Source organism: Streptomyces alboflavus (assembly GCF_000716675.1).
GTDB classification, from domain to species: Bacteria; Actinomycetota; Actinomycetes; order Streptomycetales; family Streptomycetaceae; genus Streptomyces; species Streptomyces alboflavus.
Map to the genome: position 1 here is coordinate 1 of NZ_JNXT01000104.1, position 15,294 is coordinate 15,294.

14 protein-coding genes and 1 pseudogene are annotated in these 15,294 nt (G+C 72.4%); 5 read left to right on the forward strand and 10 right to left on the reverse strand.

From position 1 onward, the window contains the following. Positions 1-245: 245 nt before the first annotated feature. The 3 genes from OO63_RS39790 to OO63_RS39800 all read right to left on the reverse strand — a co-directional run bounded on the left by OO63_RS39790 (position 246) and on the right by OO63_RS39800 (position 2,514). Positions 246-1,022: an SDR family NAD(P)-dependent oxidoreductase gene (locus OO63_RS39790; RefSeq protein ID WP_030362152.1), complete on the reverse strand. Its 777-nt coding sequence runs from the start codon at positions 1,020-1,022 to the stop codon at positions 246-248. Next, a complete protein-coding gene (locus OO63_RS39795; protein ID WP_193560729.1) occupies positions 1,015-1,506 on the reverse strand; it encodes a cupin domain-containing protein in 492 nt (163 codons plus the stop codon). Before OO63_RS39795 ends, OO63_RS39790 begins: the two co-directional genes overlap by 8 nt. A 180-nt stretch (positions 1,507-1,686) precedes the next feature. After that, entirely contained in the window at positions 1,687-2,514 is an 828-nt protein-coding gene (locus tag OO63_RS39800) for a hypothetical protein (RefSeq protein WP_078861777.1), read from the reverse strand. Between the two features lie 1,358 nt (positions 2,515-3,872). On the opposite strand from OO63_RS39800, the gene OO63_RS39810 reads away from it, so the two are divergent. Further along, a complete protein-coding gene (locus OO63_RS39810) occupies positions 3,873-4,736 on the forward strand; it encodes an LLM class flavin-dependent oxidoreductase (RefSeq protein ID WP_030362147.1) in 864 nt (287 codons plus the stop codon). A gap of 25 nt (positions 4,737-4,761) precedes the next feature. On the opposite strand, the gene OO63_RS39815 is transcribed toward OO63_RS39810, so the two are convergent. Further along, a complete protein-coding gene (locus OO63_RS39815) occupies positions 4,762-5,436 on the reverse strand; it encodes a TetR-type transcription factor C-terminal domain-containing protein (protein WP_030362146.1) in 675 nt (224 codons plus the stop codon). A gap of 102 nt (positions 5,437-5,538) precedes the next feature. After that, positions 5,539-7,593, reverse strand: a complete 2,055-nt coding sequence (locus OO63_RS39820; protein WP_063750505.1) for an ATP-binding protein — start codon at positions 7,591-7,593, stop codon at positions 5,539-5,541. A 206-nt stretch (positions 7,594-7,799) separates the two neighbouring features. Here OO63_RS39820 and OO63_RS39825 point away from each other — a divergent pair, with 206 nt between their 5' ends. Together OO63_RS39825 and OO63_RS39830 are read left to right on the forward strand one after the other, a co-directional pair. Beyond that, a complete protein-coding gene (locus OO63_RS39825; RefSeq protein ID WP_051811723.1) occupies positions 7,800-8,876 on the forward strand; it encodes a PP2C family protein-serine/threonine phosphatase in 1,077 nt (358 codons plus the stop codon). Positions 8,877-9,387: 511 nt separating this feature from the next. Beyond that, positions 9,388-9,726 (forward strand): MerR family transcriptional regulator, encoded by a 339-nt coding sequence (locus OO63_RS39830; protein WP_030362143.1) that lies wholly within the window; start codon positions 9,388-9,390, stop codon positions 9,724-9,726. Between the two features lie 51 nt (positions 9,727-9,777). On the opposite strand, the gene OO63_RS39835 is transcribed toward OO63_RS39830, so the two are convergent. The 3 genes from OO63_RS39835 to OO63_RS39845 form a co-directional block, all read right to left on the reverse strand. Further along, a complete protein-coding gene (locus OO63_RS39835) occupies positions 9,778-10,224 on the reverse strand; it encodes a DUF2267 domain-containing protein (RefSeq protein WP_030362142.1) in 447 nt (148 codons plus the stop codon). Positions 10,225-10,291: 67 nt separating this feature from the next. Beyond that, positions 10,292-10,687: a DUF2267 domain-containing protein gene (locus tag OO63_RS39840; RefSeq protein ID WP_030362141.1), complete on the reverse strand. Its 396-nt coding sequence runs from the start codon at positions 10,685-10,687 to the stop codon at positions 10,292-10,294. Between the two features lie 101 nt (positions 10,688-10,788). Beyond that, entirely contained in the window at positions 10,789-11,220 is a 432-nt protein-coding gene (locus OO63_RS39845) for an Hsp20/alpha crystallin family protein (protein WP_030362140.1), read from the reverse strand. A gap of 130 nt (positions 11,221-11,350) precedes the next feature. Here OO63_RS39845 and OO63_RS39850 point away from each other — a divergent pair, with 130 nt between their 5' ends. Together OO63_RS39850 and OO63_RS39855 are read left to right on the forward strand one after the other, a co-directional pair. Continuing rightward, on the forward strand, positions 11,351-11,974 hold the full coding sequence (locus OO63_RS39850) for a hypothetical protein (RefSeq protein WP_030362139.1): 624 nt from the start codon (positions 11,351-11,353) through the stop codon (positions 11,972-11,974). 336 nt (positions 11,975-12,310) lie between these two features. Further along, positions 12,311-13,264: an esterase/lipase family protein gene (locus OO63_RS39855; RefSeq protein ID WP_030362138.1), complete on the forward strand. Its 954-nt coding sequence runs from the start codon at positions 12,311-12,313 to the stop codon at positions 13,262-13,264. Between the two features lie 64 nt (positions 13,265-13,328). Here the strand turns inward: OO63_RS39855 and OO63_RS39860 are convergent, their stop codons facing one another. Next, complete coding sequence (locus OO63_RS39860) at positions 13,329-13,691, reverse strand: hypothetical protein (RefSeq protein WP_051811727.1); 363 nt, start codon at positions 13,689-13,691, stop codon at positions 13,329-13,331. Between the two features lie 5 nt (positions 13,692-13,696). Further along, positions 13,697-15,222 (reverse strand): annotated as a pseudogene (locus OO63_RS41835) (cytochrome c oxidase subunit I). Positions 15,223-15,294 lie beyond the last annotated feature (72 nt).

Sequence of the window (15,294 nt, forward strand, 5' to 3'; positions counted from 1 at the left end):
CAGCCCACCCTGGCAACTCCTCGCCGAGGCGAGCTGAGCGACCCCGGGCAGGCGGTGCGTCCCACTCCGGCCGAAGCCCTGGCGGGGCGGGCGGGTGGGGAAAAGCCCGTCCGGCGATTGAGGACGAGGCGCGGAGCGCCGATCGGGGAGGACTGTCCCACCCGACACGGGACACCTGCCCCCTGGGGTCCAGGGGCGGAGCCCCGGTTTCGGAGAAGGGGCGGGACTGGGGCGCCCCGCGAAGGTCACCACGTGGAGCGGGCGCTCACCCCACCGTCCACGACGAAGTCGACCCCCGTGACCCACCCCGCCGCGTCCGACGCGAGGAACACGCACGCCGCCCCCACGTCCTCGGGCCGCCCCAGGCGACGGAGCGGCGCAGCCCGCCCCCACCGCTCGACCCCGTCGGGCCACTCCGAGGCCAGCGAGGGGTGCCCGATGAGCCCGGGCGAGACGGAGTTGACCCGTACCCCCCGCTCCCCGTACTCCACGGCGGCGGCCCGCGCGAACATGATGAGCGCGGCCTTGGCGGCGCTGTAGTGCGCGTGCCCGACGGCAGGCTGATGCCCCTCGATGGACGCGATGTGCGTGACACTGCCACCCCCGTCCTGCCCGGCCATGACCCCGACAGCGGCCTGCGTACAGCAGAACGCGCTGGTGACGTTGGCGTCGTACATCCCCCGCCAGTCCCCGGCGGACATCCCCGCGAGTTCCTGCACGGGCTGCACCCCGGCGTTGTTGACGAGCGAGTCGAGCCGCCCCCGCCAGCCGTACGCCTCCTCGACGAGCCGCCGGCACTCCCGCTCCTCGCCGAGGTCGGCGGTGACGACGAGGGCGTCACCGCCGGACTCCTCGATCTCGGCGGCGACGTCCCGCGCCCGCTCGACCCCCTTGTTGCCGTGCACGACGACCGCGGCGCCCGCCCGCGCGAAGCTGCGCGCGATGCCGCCGCCGATCAGCCCGCTGGCGCCGGTGACGAGCGCCACCCGCCCTGCCAGTGAGGGCAGTCCCGGATCAGACACGGCACAACCTCCGGATCAGTTCGGCCTGTTGGGGGTAGCGGGCGGCCAACACGTCCGGATCCCCGCCCTCGTAGTCCGACTCCAGGAACCCGGGAGCCATGGTCGTCCCGAACAGCGACCACTCGCCGCCGTCCCGCACCCGCGCCCCCATCCAGGTGCCCGCGCGCACGACGAGCTGGAACTCCTCCCCGTCCCCGTCGCCCAGTATCCGCAGCTCGTCCGTCCCGTCGGGGTGGAGCAGCAGCAGGTCGAGAGGGTCGCCTTGGTAGAAGTGCCAGACCTCGTCGGTGGGGAGGCGGTGCAGCGCCGAGAAGTCGCCCGCGGCGGACGTCAGGAGCATGATGATCGCCGTACCGACGGGGTGGCCGGACGCGGTGTCCGGCGGCCCGGCCCACGTCTGGCGGAAACGCCCGCCCTCGAAGGGCAGCGGTTCGAGACCGTGCCGGGCGATCAGCTCCTCGGGCGTCACAGGGGATCTCGCCATGCCGCTCCCTCGCCTGCCTCTCTGTCGCCGCACTCGAACCAGGTGGTCGTGCCCGTGTGCTCCGGCAGCACGGTAACCCGCCACCGGCCCGTCGCGGCCCCGACAAGCAGTGACCCCCGTCCGTCTTCAGCCAGTTCACGGACGGGGGTTTCACCCGGCGAAGGCCCGCCTGGACCTGCGCTAGCCCCCGCACCCCTCCTTCCGCCCCACCACCCCGCTCACGTACTCCACCCGCACCGCCTCGCTCTCCCGCACGGTCCACAACGTGCCCTGCGCCGGGCTCCAGTCCCGCCCCACGAGGAAGATCCGGTCCCCGGACACAGAGAACAACCGGAGCCCGGAGTACCGGTATCCGTACGCGCTGCCCTTGCCGCTCACGCGCTGGTGGCAGACCCCGTCCCCGCGGATCATCAGGTCCTTCTCGCTGAAGACGACGACGCTGGGGAAGGCGGCGGTGTCGACCGCGCGGGCGGCTTCCTCGGCGCGGCCGCGGCCGACGATCCCGGCGTAGGAGGTGACGGCCCAGAAGAGCGAGAGCACGCAGAGGACGAGGGTGAGCGCCCAGATGTGGAGCCGGTGGCGCTGCTCGGAAGCGTCGGGTTCGGGGCGGGGCCGGGTGTGGGCGTACGCCGTGGCGAGGAGGCAGGGGATGGCGGTGAGGGGGATCGCCAGCTCGAAGAAGGCCGGGTGCAGGCGGTAGCAGGCGAGGAGGCCGACGGGGAGGAGCCAGCTCCAGCGCAGGCGCGGTACGAGGGACTCGGCGCGGCCGGGGTTCTTCGTGAGCCAGGCGCGCAGGGCGACGGCCGCGAGCAGCACCCCCACGACCAGCCAGGCGGGCAGGAACAGGGCCTGGACGCTGCGCAGCAGGTAGTCGCTGGTGGACAGGCGGAAGACGGAGTCGCGGAGTTCGAAGGCACGGGTCTCGGCGTCGGTGCTGGCCCAGCCGAAGTAGAACAGGACGGCGGCGAAGAGGGAGACCAGGGAGCCGATGGTGCCGAGGAGTTCCATCCAGCCTGGGCGTGCGGGCGCGTCGGGCGCCGGGTCCGGCGGGGGCGGGGGGGGGGGGGGGGGGGGGGGCGGTGTCGGCTGATCGTCAGCAGGCCCGCGTCCAGGGTGATGGTCCGCGTCCGCAGGGTGATCCGTACCTGCCCGTCAGGCGTGTTCTGCGGCACCTCGAACTTCACGGCGGTGTTGTGACAGCAAGGGGGGTAGTTGTCATCGGGGAGGAGGGGGACGGGTCGGTCGCCCAGGTAGATCGTCACCTCGCTGGGCCAGGTCCCGTGCACCCGCACCGTTTCCCCGGGCGCCGCCCTGTCGGGGCGCAGCCCTTTGATGCCAGGGGGGCAGGCCTGAACGCTCCCCGACGCGGGGCGAATGCGGACCTTCCCCTTCGGGTGGGCGATGCGGAATTCGGCCAGCTGTTGAAGGGTGCGTCGGCCCGCGACGTACTTGCAGTCTCCGGACGGCTGATTCCTGATGGCTTCGTACGCGTCGATCACGGTCCGCCACTCACGGTCCTGCCCGTCGACGGCGAAGCACGCACTGACCAGCCCGCCGATGAGTTTCCACCCGGACGGATTCTGCTGCTGCTTACCGGGTCCCACGAATTCGTACCAATGCCTGGCCCGCTGGCAGTTCCTGTTGTGCACCAGGTCGTAGATGTGGTCGGTGTTCGACGCGTCGAAAGAGGGGGAGGCGGGGCCGGGCGGGGTCCAGGAGAATTCCTTCTCCGGCTCCGGGCGCGGTGCGGACGACCTGCCCCCCGAGCCGCCGCTGTCCCCGGGCTTCCAGGTGGACCCCCTGTCGCCGCCTCCGTCCCAGGTGGACCCGTCGGACTTCCCCGAGCCCTCGGGCTTCCCGGTCCCCGACGTCCGCCCCGACGGACCGCCGTTCGAGGAGCTGCCAGCACCGCCCGAGTCTCCCGAGTCGTCGGAAGGACCACCGGAAAAGCTCCCGCTGCCCTCCGCGTCCGGTCCCCCGGGCGAATTTCCCGACCCGTCCGAGCCGCCATTCGATGAGCCATTCGACGAGCCATTCGAGGAACCGTTCGAGGGCCCGTTGGGGGAACGGCTTTGCGAATCCCCTGATCCACACCCGGAAATCACCAGGGCCCCGGTCACCCCGAGTGCGACGAGTGTGGACAACGGGGTCCACCGGTAGGAAGAGGACTGCCGTGGCCGTCCGTTGGGAATTGCGCGCACCTGGTGCCCTCCACCCCCGTGGCACTTCACGCCCGTTGACGTACGGAATGCTATCGGCGGGGTGAGATCCATAAGGGAAGTCGGGAAGAAAGAGGCGCGACCGCGCGCGGGCGGGGCGCGCGAAACCCGTTGCCCGACCGGGTCCGCCCGCGCCACCATGCCGGGATGCGCTTCTCGATCAACATTCCGAACTTCGGTGACTTCGCGGACGCCAGGACCGTCGCCCAGGTGGCGGTGGCGGCCGAACAGGCGGGCTGGGACGGTCTTTTCGTGTGGGATCACGTCGTGCACGACAAGGAGGTGCAGCGGGGGAAGCCGTTCGGGGATCCCTGGATGCTGCTCACCGCGGCCGCGCTCGCCACGGAGCGGATCCGGCTGGGGACGCTGGTCACGCCGGTGGCGCGGCGGCGGCCGCAGCAACTGGCGCGGCAGGTCGCCACGTTGGACGCGCTGAGCGGTGGCCGGGTGACGTTCGCGGCGGGGCTCGGCGGTCCCGTCAAGGACGAGTACGCGAGCTTCGGCGAGCCGACCGATCCGAAGGTGCTCGCCGAGCTGCTCGACGAGGGGCTCGGCCTGCTCGACCGCTACTGGTCCGGTGAGCCGGTCACGCACGACGGCAAGCACTTCCGCGTCGACGACGTGCAGCTGCTTCCCGCCTCCGCGCAGCGGCCCCGCCCGCCCGTGTGGATCGCGGGCTTCTGGCCGAACCGGCCGCCGATGCGCCGCGCGGCCCGCTGGGACGGCGCCGTCCCGCTGTTCGAGTCGGCCCGGCACGGGGAGATCCCGCCGCTCGACGAGGTGCGGGACCTCGTGGCGTATGTGCGGGGGCACCGGGAGGACCCGGCGGCTCCGTACGAGATCGTCCTCGGCGGCGCCACGCCCGGCGACCCCGCCCGCGCCCGCGACCTGCTCGGCCCGCTCCGCGACGCGGGCGTCACCTGGTGGGACGAGCGCCAGCTCCAGACCGGGCCCGGCCTCGACCGCCTCGACGCGGTGCTGCGCCGGATCGAGCAGGGGCCGCCGGAGTGACCGGGGGCTTGAGAATGGGGTGCCGCTACGCCGCCCAGCCACCCTCCGGCGGCTGTAGCAGCCCCATGAACATCAGCATCAGCTCGTCCACGATCGTGTCCAGGCTCGCGTCCACGTACCCGGCCGTCCAGTCGTACAGCAGGCCGTTGACCGCCCCGACGAAACCCAGCGCCGCTATCCGGTAGTCCCGGGCGCCGATCTCGCCGCGCGCGGCGGCCTCGTCCAGGGCGGCGACCAGGAGGTCGACCCAGCCCCTGCGGGCCTCGAGGCGCTGCTTCTCCAGCTCGGGGCTGACGCCCGTGACCTCGACGAAGGCGATCCGTACGAGATGCGGATTGGCCGTGAGCACGCGCGCGTACGCCCGGAACGCGGTGTCGGCGCGCTCACGGACGCCGCCGCCCGTGGCCTTGGCCAGGGACTCCGTGATCGCGGCCTGCGCGGCCTTCTGGACGTGCCGGTGCAGGACGGCGAGGACCTCTTCGAGGTTGCGGAACTCCTCGTAGAACTGGCGCGTCGACAGATCGGCGCGGGCGCACAGCGACGCCACCGACGCGGAGCGGTACGCGCCGGGGCCCGAGCCGAAGAGTTCGACGCCCGCCGTCAGCAGGCGCCTGCGCCGCTCGGCCCGGCGCTGCTCGGCGGACTTGCCCCCGTACGCGCGCGCGGCCCGCCGCGCGTCCCGTGCCTCGTCGGACAACACCGATCCCGCTCCCCTCATCTGTCCGGCCGCAACTACCCGCCCCTACCCGGGAATTGTCGCTCACACCGGTCTCGCGCGCCGGGTTCCCGCGGGCGCCCGCGCTCACACCGCGAGCGCCTCCGTGACGACCGCGTCGAGGTCGTTCTCGTACCCCGCGCGGAAGGCGGCGCCGTACGCCTCGTCGCCGATGAGGCCACGGGCCTTCGCCTCGCAGGCCCGGCGCGCGGCCACGACGTCCTCGGAACCGGCGCGCGCGCTGCCCATCGTCTGCCAGAGCCGGTCCGCGCCGCCGAGGAGCCGGGCCGCCTGCACGGCGTCCCGGGTGGCGACGGACGCGGCGGCGAGCAGGTCGAGGGCGAGCGCCATGCCGAGGCCGTCCTGGAAGCGGTGCTTGCCGCGCACCGCGGCGCGGGCGTGGGTGACGGCCTCGGCGGGGCGCCCCCGGGCGAGCTCGGCGAGGGCGCGGGTGTAGTCGCCGTAGGCGCGCAGCCAGAGCTCGCCGCCGCGGGCGCAGTCGGCGCACAGCTCGGCGGAGACGGCCGCGGCCTCGTCGTACTGGCCGAGGAAGACGTGCGTGAAGGCGCGGGCGGTGCGGATCAGGCCCCAGGCCGCGTCGAAGTTCCCGGGCGCGGGCCGGGCGGACGGGGGTGTCCCGAGCGTCTCGATCGCCGCCGCGTACCGGCCGGTGACGATGAGGGCGGCACCGGTCAGGTAGGCGACGGCGTACGGCGCGGTCGCGTCGTCCCCGTCGGCTGTGGCGTCCCGCAGGGCGGCGGCCACCCCGTGGACCGACGCCGGGTCGCCCTGGGTCATGGCGATGAGGCCGCTGGCCCACAGCGCCTTGCCCCGGACGTGGCCGGGCGTGGGGCCGAGGGCCAGGGCCCTGTCCAGGTAGTGGCGGCCCTCCGTGGCGAAGCCGCAGGCGAACCAGACGAACCACAGGGTCCCGCTCAGCTCCTGGGCGCGGTGCCCGTCGCCGTCGGCGAGGCAGGAGTCGAGGGCGGCCCGGAAGTTGGCGTGCTCGGCGTTCACACGGTGGTACCAGGCCACCTGGTCGGGGCCCGACCAGGATTGTTCGGCGGTGTGCGCGAGCGCCGTGTAGTGGTCGACGTGGCGGCGCCGCACCGCCTCCTCCTCGCCGAGTCCGCGCAGCCAGAACAGGCCGAACTCCCGTATGGTGTCCAGCATCCGGTAGCGCGACACGGGCCCGGCGGGCACCCACTCCACGATCGAACTCTGCACCAGGGACGCGAGCAGGTCCGACACGTCACGGGCGGGCAGGCGGTCGTCCGCGCACACCCGGCGGGCCGCCTCCTTGTCGAAGGTCCCCGCGAACACGGACAGGCGGGCCCACGCCAGGCGCTGGGCCGGGGTGCACAGTTGGTGGCTCCAGCCGATGGCGGTGCGCAGCGCCTGGTGCCAGGGCGGGTCCGCCTCGTACACGGGTTGCCGGGTCTCGCCGAGTACCTCGAAGCGGTCGTCGAGCCGCCGGTTGAGCTCGGCCGGGGACATCTCCCGCAGCCGGGCGGCGGCCAGCTCGATGGCGAGCGGCAGCCCGTCGAGCCTGCGGCACAGCGCGGCCACCTCGCTGCCGTCGCCGGTGCCGCCGGGGACCGCGTCGCCGACGCGCAGGGCGAGCAGCGCCCGCGCGTCCGCCTCGGGCAGCGGGGCGAGCGGTACGACGTCCTCGACGGACAGGCCGAGCGGGCGGCGGCTGGTGGCGAGCACGCGCAGCCCCGGGGCCGTCATCAGCAGGGCCGCCACCGCGTCGGCGCACTCCCCGACCACGTGCTCGCAGGTGTCGAGGACGAGCAGCAGCTCACGCCCCGCCAGGTACTCGGCGACCGCCTCCAGCATCGGCCGCCCGCTCTGGTCGACCAGGGGCAGCGCCTCGGCGATCGCGTACGTCAGGAGCGCGCCGTCCGCCAGCGGGGACAGCTCGGCCCACCAGACGCCGTCCCGGAAGCGGGGGCGCAGGGCGGCGGCGGCCTGCCGGGCGAGGCGGGTCTTGCCGACCCCGCCGACGCCGCTCAGCGTGACGAGGCGGTGCTGTGCCAACCGGCCGCGCAGCTCGGCGAGTTCGCGTCGCCGGCCGACAAGTCCCGTGTCGCTCCCGGGCGGCAGGCCGCCCACCCTCGGTCCCCGCGACTGAGCCACCTTCGCCCCCTGCGTCGTGTCCCGTGCGTCGTGTCCCGTGCGTCGTGTCCCGGCGGTTCCGCCCTCCACGCTGCCCGACGCCTGGCGGTCGGCGCGCAGGCTGTGGCGAATCGGCCACGGACCGTCATCGAAACTGGCACAGTACCCCCGCACACATGGGCCGTGCGCGAAGAAAACGGACTTCGCCGAACGACCAGGGGGACGCAGTGGAGACACGGCGCACATGGCTGGCCGCGGCAGCGGCCGCGCAGGCCGTCGCGGCCTCGGTGGAGCTCGTCGCGCAGGTTCCCTCGTACGGGCTGTCGGTGATCGGGCCGCTCCTTGCCGCCCACCGCCTGTCGGCGCGCGTCACGGCCGCCCTTGGGGCGGTCGCCGTCACCGTGGCGCTCCTCGGCGCGTCGCCCGCCGGGCCGAGCGCGTCGGGCGTCGCGCTGCACGTCGCCGCGGTCTCGCTGTGGGCGGTGCTCACGGCGCACACCCGCGCACGCGCCGAGCGCGCCCTCGACGACGTGACCCGGCTCGCCGTCACCGCGCAGGAGGCCCTGGCCCGTCCCCTGCCCGACCGCGTCGGCCACGTCGACCTCGCGGCGCTCACCCGCTCCTGCGACCCGTACGCCCTGCTCGGCGGCGACGTCCACGACGCCGTGCTCACCTCGGCCGGTCCGCGCCTGCTGCTCGCCGACGTCAAGGGGCACGGGGCGCAGGCGATCCGGGTGTCCGCCGCGGTCCTCGCCGCCTTCCGGCGCGCCGCCGCCACCGAGCCCGACCCGGTCCGGCTCGCCCACACCCTCGACGAGCTGCTGCGTCCCGAGCTGGGTCCGGAGGACTTCGTCACGCTGCTGCTCGCCGACTTCCGCCCCGGCGAGGTCCGCCTCGTCAACTGCGGCCATCCGGCCCCGCTGCGCGTCGGCCGCCGGCTGTGCCCGCTCGCCCCGCCGCGGCCCTCGCCCCCGCTGGGCCTCGGCCCCGTCCCGCGGCTGCAGCGCGTCCATCTGTCGGCGGGCCAGCGCCTGTTGCTGCACACCGACGGCCTCACCGACGCCCGCGACGGCGACCGCGCCCCGTTCCGGCTCGACGTCCCACAGGTGCACGCCGCGCTGGCCGAACCCGCCCTGCCCGACGCCCTTGAGCACCTGACGGACCTGGTCGCCCGGCACACCGGCGGCGCGCCGCTCGGCGACGACCTCACCATCGTGCTCGCCCAGCCCACCCGCACCCCTGCGGCGACCGCGCCGGAGCAGGGGCCGGGTTCGCGGCCGCGACCGACCCGGCCTTCGGCGTAGCCGGGGGCTCCCGGCCAGTGGCCCGCCCATCCCCTGGGCCTTCGCCGTCCGAGTGGGATTACCTCATCATCCGACACGCGAAAATCTATCGCGGCCGGAGTAGACATTGGGTGGTGACCTGGTTAGTGTTTCTCTCGTAGCCAAGGAAGTCAGTAGGCCCTGGCAGAGACGAACTGCCGGGCAGCAGTACCTGAAGTTGCCGTACCCGTAGTAAGTGCAGAACGCAGTACCAGCAGGACGCAATTGATCGTCGAGGAAAGAACGGAGGAGCCAGGCGCCATCAGGATCGCCCGGGTGGAAGTCGTGAGCCCGGGTACCGCAGGACATCGATAGTGAGGTGGTCTCCGGTCAAGCAACCGCGATCCCCGCACCCCCGACAGCGTTCTCGTCGGGGCGGCGGAAACAGGACGCCAGCGCAGTATCAAGGCTGGCAGATGGTGTAGCAGTTCCTTCGGGGCCCTCGTGTCGTACGACACCAGGGCCCCTCAAGCGTGTTCCCCAGAGAGGTGCGATGACCGCAGACGACACTTTCGGCCGTCTCGACGACGACGACTACCCCGCCTACACCATGGGCCGGGCCGCCGAGATGCTCGGCACCACCCAGGGCTTCCTCCGCGCCATCGGTGAGGCCCGCCTGATCACCCCGCTCCGCTCCGCGGGCGGGCACCGCCGCTACTCCCGCTACCAGCTGCGCATCGCCGCCCGGGCCCGTGAACTCGTCGACCAGGGCACCCCGATCGAGGCCGCCTGCCGCATCGTCATCCTGGAAGACCAGCTCGAGGAAGCCCAGCGCCTCAACGCCGAATACCGGCGCGCCGCCGAGTCATCCGCTCCGTCGGCCTCGGACTGAGACGGCGAAGACCCGCAACCGCCCGGGCGGCTTCGTGCCCGGCGCCCGCACCTACTGCCCGGCCGGGGTGAGTTCGGCTCGGCCGAACAGCAGCGCGTAGCCGGTGGGGAGCTGGCGGAGGATGCGGGTGACGAGGTCGGGGCCGGCGTGGGCGGCGACGGCCGCGAAGACGGAGCCGGTGTCCCACCGGGTCGTGGCCAGGGAGGCGCCGGAGCGGGCGGCGAGGTCCTTGACGAAGGCCCATCCGGTCAGGGGCCGGGTGTCGGGGATCTGCGCGGTCAGGACACGTGCGGCCTGAAGGGGCAGGCAGGCGGCCAGGTCGACGCGTTCGTCGCCGGTCAGTTGGCGTCCCAGCCCCGCAAGGACCAGGCGGACGGATTCCTCGGCTCGCTCGCGGGTGGGGTAGGCGCCTTCGTAGCGGACCTTCTCCAGCATCTGCTCGTACGCCGTCCCGTACGGCTGCCGGTGCTCAAGCGGTATGCGTACGTCGGTGATCACTGCGGTGCATGCCTTTCGTGAAGCCAGGACGGGGGGGGCGGTGCCGACGGGGGCACCGAGGTGTGGGTCAGGTGGGCTGGGGGCGGCCGAAGAGGAGGTCGTAGCCGACGGGGAGCTGGAGCAGGATCTGGCCCAGCAGGTCATCGCCTGCCGTGTCGGCGACCGTCGACAGGACGGCGCTGACGTCCCAGGTCGCGGTCTGCTCGGTGGCGCCCTCGATCCAGGCCGCGGTCGCGCGGACGAACCGCTCCGGGGGCAGCGGTTCGGCGCTCTGCAGCGGGTTGAGCAGGATCAGGGCGAAGCCCTCCGGCAGGCGTGCCGCGAGCTGGGCGCGGACCTCGCCGATCAGATGCGCGCCCAGGAGGGCGAGCACCACACGGGCCGCGCGCTCGGCTTCCTCCGTAGTGCCGTACTCGCCGCGTTCCTTCACATGGGCGAGGAACGCTTCGCGTCGCAGAGCCATCTCGGCCGCCACCCCTTCGTGTCCTTCGGACTGCCCGCGGGGTGCGGAGGGCGGGTGAGGGGGAGATCGGACGCCTGTCCTCCGCACCTGTCAGGGCGGTGTCAGCCGGAGATCTCCTTGTTGCCCGCCCCGACGCCGATGGAGATCTTGCGGGGCTTGGCGCGCTCGGCGATCGGGATGCGCAGGGTCAGCACACCCGCGTCGTAGTCGGCCTTGATGTGCTCGGTGTCGAGGGTGTCGGCCAGCACGATCTGGCGGGAGAAGACGCCCAGCGGCCGCTCGGACAGCTCCATCTGCACGTCCGCGGCCTTCGCCACCGGCCTGCGCTCGGCCTTGACCGTGAGCATGTTCCGCTCGACGTCGATGTCGATCGAGTCCGGGGTGACGCCGGGAAGGTCGAAGGCCACCACGTACTCGTCGCCCTCGCGGTAGGCGTCCATCGGCATCGCCGACGGCTTCGACCAGGTGCCCGGGCCCATCAGCTGCTGCGCAAGGCGGTCCAGCTCACGGAAGGGGTCAGTGCGCATCAACATCGTGAAAACACCTCCAGCAGGTTCAGGCAGTTGCTGCCAATGCGCTTCACTCGACTCCGTTGTAGCATGTCATCCAATGGATGACAAACACGATGTCGTCGATGCGATGACAAACCCGAGGGAGGTGTCCGTGACCGTGGCAGACCAGCCGTCCTCGCCCGGCGTCGACGCCCACGGCCCGGTTTCGTTCCTTGCCGCGGCGGCGGCCCTTGACGCCATAGACGACGCCCTGCGTGAAGCCCGGCACGAGACCCCGACCGCTCCCGCCCCGGACCCCGAACAGGCCCTGGCCTCCCTGCTGCTGCTGCGGCAGGTGCGCGAGCAGCTCGCCGAATGGGAGACCGGCCTGATCGAAACGGCCCGCGACGCGGGCGCCAGCTGGGCCGACCTCGCCCACCCCCTCGGCGTCGCCAGCCGCCAGGCCGCCGAGCGCCGCTACCTGCGCGGCCGCCCCGGCCCCGCCGGGACCACCGGTGAACAGCGCGTCCAGGCCACCCGGCAGGCCCGCGCCGCCGACCGCACCACCGCCGCCTGGGCCCGCCACAACGCGGCCGACCTGCGCCGCCTCGCCGGCCAGATCGCCGCCCTCGCCGACCTGCCCGCCGCCGCCCGCCGCCCGCTCGCCGAGCTCCACGCCGCCCTCGGCCACGACGACCCCGCCGACCTCATCGCCCCTCTGGCCGCCGCCCGCCCCCACCTGGCCGCCGCCCACCCCGACCTCGCCGCCCGGCTCGACACCCTCACGCCCCCCTGACCCCCTGACCCCCACCGGCCCCGGCCTTCCGGTCGGCCCTGAGGTGTGGACGTAGGCGATACCGGTCGGCGTCGGCGGTCGGCGCGGGCCCGACCCGTCGGCGCCAACTCCCTTGGCGTGCGCGGAAATTCTCGTACGCGCACATCTTGCGCCCCTGTTTCCGTGGCCCTACTTTCAAGTAACCAAATCTGAAGTGAGGTCGTTTCAGATTTCTGGACGGTGACATGTCATGCCTATGACAAGGCGCGCCGGTGATGAGGCATGCCCGTGACAAGGCATGCCTCTGACCAGGCCGCGTCCGGTCGACCCACTCGTGCATCCGAAGGGACCGGAACCATGAGCAGAACCTCCGCACCGGCCCGTCTCGCCGCGGCCCTCGCCCTGGCCGCCACGGCGCTCACCGCCGCGGCCGTCCCGGCGCAGGCCGACGAGAAGCCGCGCAAGCAGTACCCCGTCGGCGGCGTCGCCGAGGGCGTGAGCAACTTCTTACTGAGCCCGAACGCGGTGACCGGCGTGAACGACTGGAACTGCAAGCCCGACGCCGACCACCGCAACCCGGTCGTCCTCGTGCACGGCACCGGCGTGAACCTCGGCGCCAACTGGGTCACGATGGGCCCGACGCTCGCCAACGAGGGCCACTGCGTCTACGCCTTCAACTACGGCATGGGCAGCCCGTTCAACTTCGGCGGGCGCGTCGGCGGCCTCACCGGCGTCGCCAAGTCCGCCGAGACGATGAGCGCGTTCGTGGACAAGGTGCTCGCGGCCACCGGCGCCAAGAAGGTCGACGTCCTCGGGCATTCCCAGGGCGGCATGATGCCGAACTACTACATCAAGCGGCTCGGCGGCGCCAAGAAGGTCGAGCGGCTCGTGGCGCTCGCCCCCACCAACCACGGCACCACCCTCAGCGGCCTGGTGAACCTGGGCAAGGCCCTCGGCGTGCTCGGCATCGTCAACGGTGCCTTCGACCACCTGAACCTCCAGGGCCTCAAGGACCAGCAGGAGGGCTCCGACTTCCAGAAGGCCCTGTGGGCCGACGGCGACACCGTCCCCGGCGTGCGCTACACGGTCATCGCCACCAAGTACGACCTGATCGCGAGCCCGTACGGCAACGGCTTCCTGAAGGGCGACCACGTCCGCAACATCGTCGTGCAGGACCAGTGTCCGAAGAACCCGGTCGGCCATGTCGGCCTGTTCACGGACGGTCCGACGACGCAGAACGTCGTGAACGCCCTCGGCGCGGACAAGCCGGACTTCAAGCCGAAGTGCGAGGGGTACGGGCTGCCGCTCTGACCCCTGCCCCGCACGACCGCGCACCCGGCTCCGGCAGCCCCCCCGGCTGCCGGAGCCGGACCGCTCACGCCAGCGCGAGCACCGTCCCGACCCCGACAAGCACCCCAGCCACCAGCAGGCCCCCGGCAAGGACCCGCAGCCGCAGCACCCGGTACCGCTCCTCGTACTCGGCGCGCAGGTCCAGGCAGCGGCCCGCGATGTGGCGCCACGCCTGCCGGGTCACCGACAGGTGGTCCTCGGTGTACAGGCGCTCCACCTCCGCGCGCTCCGCGGGCGAAAGCCAGTCGAGGCGCTGGGCGAAGCGCTGGGCGGCGGCGCGGCTCTCGGCGCGGGCGGCCTCGGCGAGCAGGTGGCCCTCGATCTCGCCGATCAGCGTGTCGGCGTCGGCGTCGGGGCGCACGTGGGCGCGCACGGGACGCTCGTCCATGGCGGTCACCGGGCCGCCACCTCCGCCGGGGCGGGCGCCGTCCCCGGCGTGCCGTCGGCCGCCGCGATCTCCGGGTGGTGCAGGTCGAACGCGGGCGACTCGCTGCGGATGCGGGGCAGGGAGGTGAAGTTGTGGCGGGGCGGCGGGCAGGAGGTGGCCCACTCCAGGGAACGGCCGTAGCCCCAGGGGTCGTCGGAGGTGACCTGCTCGCCGTACTTCGCCGTCTTCCAGATGTTGTAGAAGAACGGCAGCAGGGACAGGCCGAGCAGGAACGAGAAGATCGTGGAGAGCGTGTTCAGGCCGGTGAAGCCCTCCGCCGCCAGATAGTCCGGGATGCGGCGCTGCATGCCGGCCGTGCCGAGCCAGTGCTGCACGAGGAACGTGCCGTGGAAGCCGACGAAGAGCGTCCAGAAGGTGATCTTGCCGAGGCGTTCGTCGAGCATCTTGCCGGTGAACTTCGGCCACCAGAAGTGGAATCCGGCGAACATCGCGAACACGACGGTGCCGAAGATGACGTAATGGAAGTGCGCGACGACGAAGTACGAGTCCGAGACGTGGAAGTCCATCACCGGTGACGCCAGGATCACGCCCGTCAGACCGCCGAAGACGAACGTGATGAGGAAGCCGACCGCCCACAGCATCGGTGTCTCGAAGGACAGGGACCCCTTCCACATCGTGCCGAGCCAGTTGAAGAACTTCACGCCCGTCGGGACGGCGATCAGGAACGTCATGAAGGAGAAGAAGGGCAGGAGCACGCCGCCCGTCACGTACATGTGGTGCGCCCACACCGTCACCGACAGGCCCGCGATGGCGATCGTCGCGCCCACCAGGCCCATGTAGCCGAACATCGGCTTGCGCGAGAAGACCGGGACGACCTCCGAGACGATGCCGAAGAACGGCAGCGCGATGATGTAGACCTCGGGGTGGCCGAAGAACCAGAACAGGTGCTGCCACAGCAGCGCCCCGCCGTTGGCCGCGTCGAAGATGTGCGCCCCGAACTTCCGGTCCAGCTCCAGGGCGAACAGCGCGGCGGCGAGCACCGGGAACGCGAGCAGCGCGAGGACGGCCGTGAGCAGCACGTTCCAGGTGAAGATCGGCATGCGGAACATCGTCATGCCGGGGGCGCGCATGCAGATGATGGTGGTGATGAAGTTGACCGAGCCGAGGATCGTGCCGAAGCCGGAGAACCGCCGACGGCGATCAGCGAGCCGAACAGGTACAGCCAGTAGGCGAACATGTTCAGGCGCGGGAACGCGACGTCGGGCGCGCCGATCTGGAGCGGCATGATCCAGTTCGCGAAGCCCGCGAACAGGGGCGTCGCGAACATCAGCAGCATGATCGTGCCGTGCATCGTGAACGCCTGGTTGAACTGCTCGTTCGACATGATCTGCGTACCGGGGCGGGCCAGTTCGGCGCGCATGAACAGGGCCATCACCCCGCCGATGCAGAAGAACGCGAACGACGTCACCAGATACAGCGTGCCGATCGTCTTGTGGTCCGTGGTCGTCAGCCACTTCACGGTTGACCTCATGCCCCGTAGGTGTCCGGAGGGCGGGGCGGCATCACCGTGACCCCCTGCCGCGAGAATCACAGCGGCCGGGTG

Bases quoted from the DNA above. Each gene is read 5' to 3' on its own strand.
- OO63_RS39800 (WP_078861777.1), bottom strand. From the start codon at position 2,514: ATGGAACTCCTCGGCACCATCGGCTCCCTGGTCTCCCTCTTCGCCGCC.
- OO63_RS39810 (WP_030362147.1), top strand. From the start codon at position 3,873: ATGCGCTTCTCGATCAACATTCCGAACTTCGGTGACTTCGCGGACGCC.
- OO63_RS39840 (WP_030362141.1), bottom strand. From the start codon at position 10,687: ATGGCTCTGCGACGCGAAGCGTTCCTCGCCCATGTGAAGGAACGCGGC.
- OO63_RS39860 (WP_051811727.1), bottom strand. From the start codon at position 13,691: ATGGACGAGCGTCCCGTGCGCGCCCACGTGCGCCCCGACGCCGACGCC.
- OO63_RS39830 (WP_030362143.1), top strand. From the start codon at position 9,388: ATGACCGCAGACGACACTTTCGGCCGTCTCGACGACGACGACTACCCC.
- OO63_RS39855 (WP_030362138.1), top strand. From the start codon at position 12,311: ATGAGCAGAACCTCCGCACCGGCCCGTCTCGCCGCGGCCCTCGCCCTG.
- OO63_RS39845 (WP_030362140.1), bottom strand. From the start codon at position 11,220: ATGTTGATGCGCACTGACCCCTTCCGTGAGCTGGACCGCCTTGCGCAG.
- OO63_RS39795 (WP_193560729.1), bottom strand. From the start codon at position 1,506: ATGGCGAGATCCCCTGTGACGCCCGAGGAGCTGATCGCCCGGCACGGT.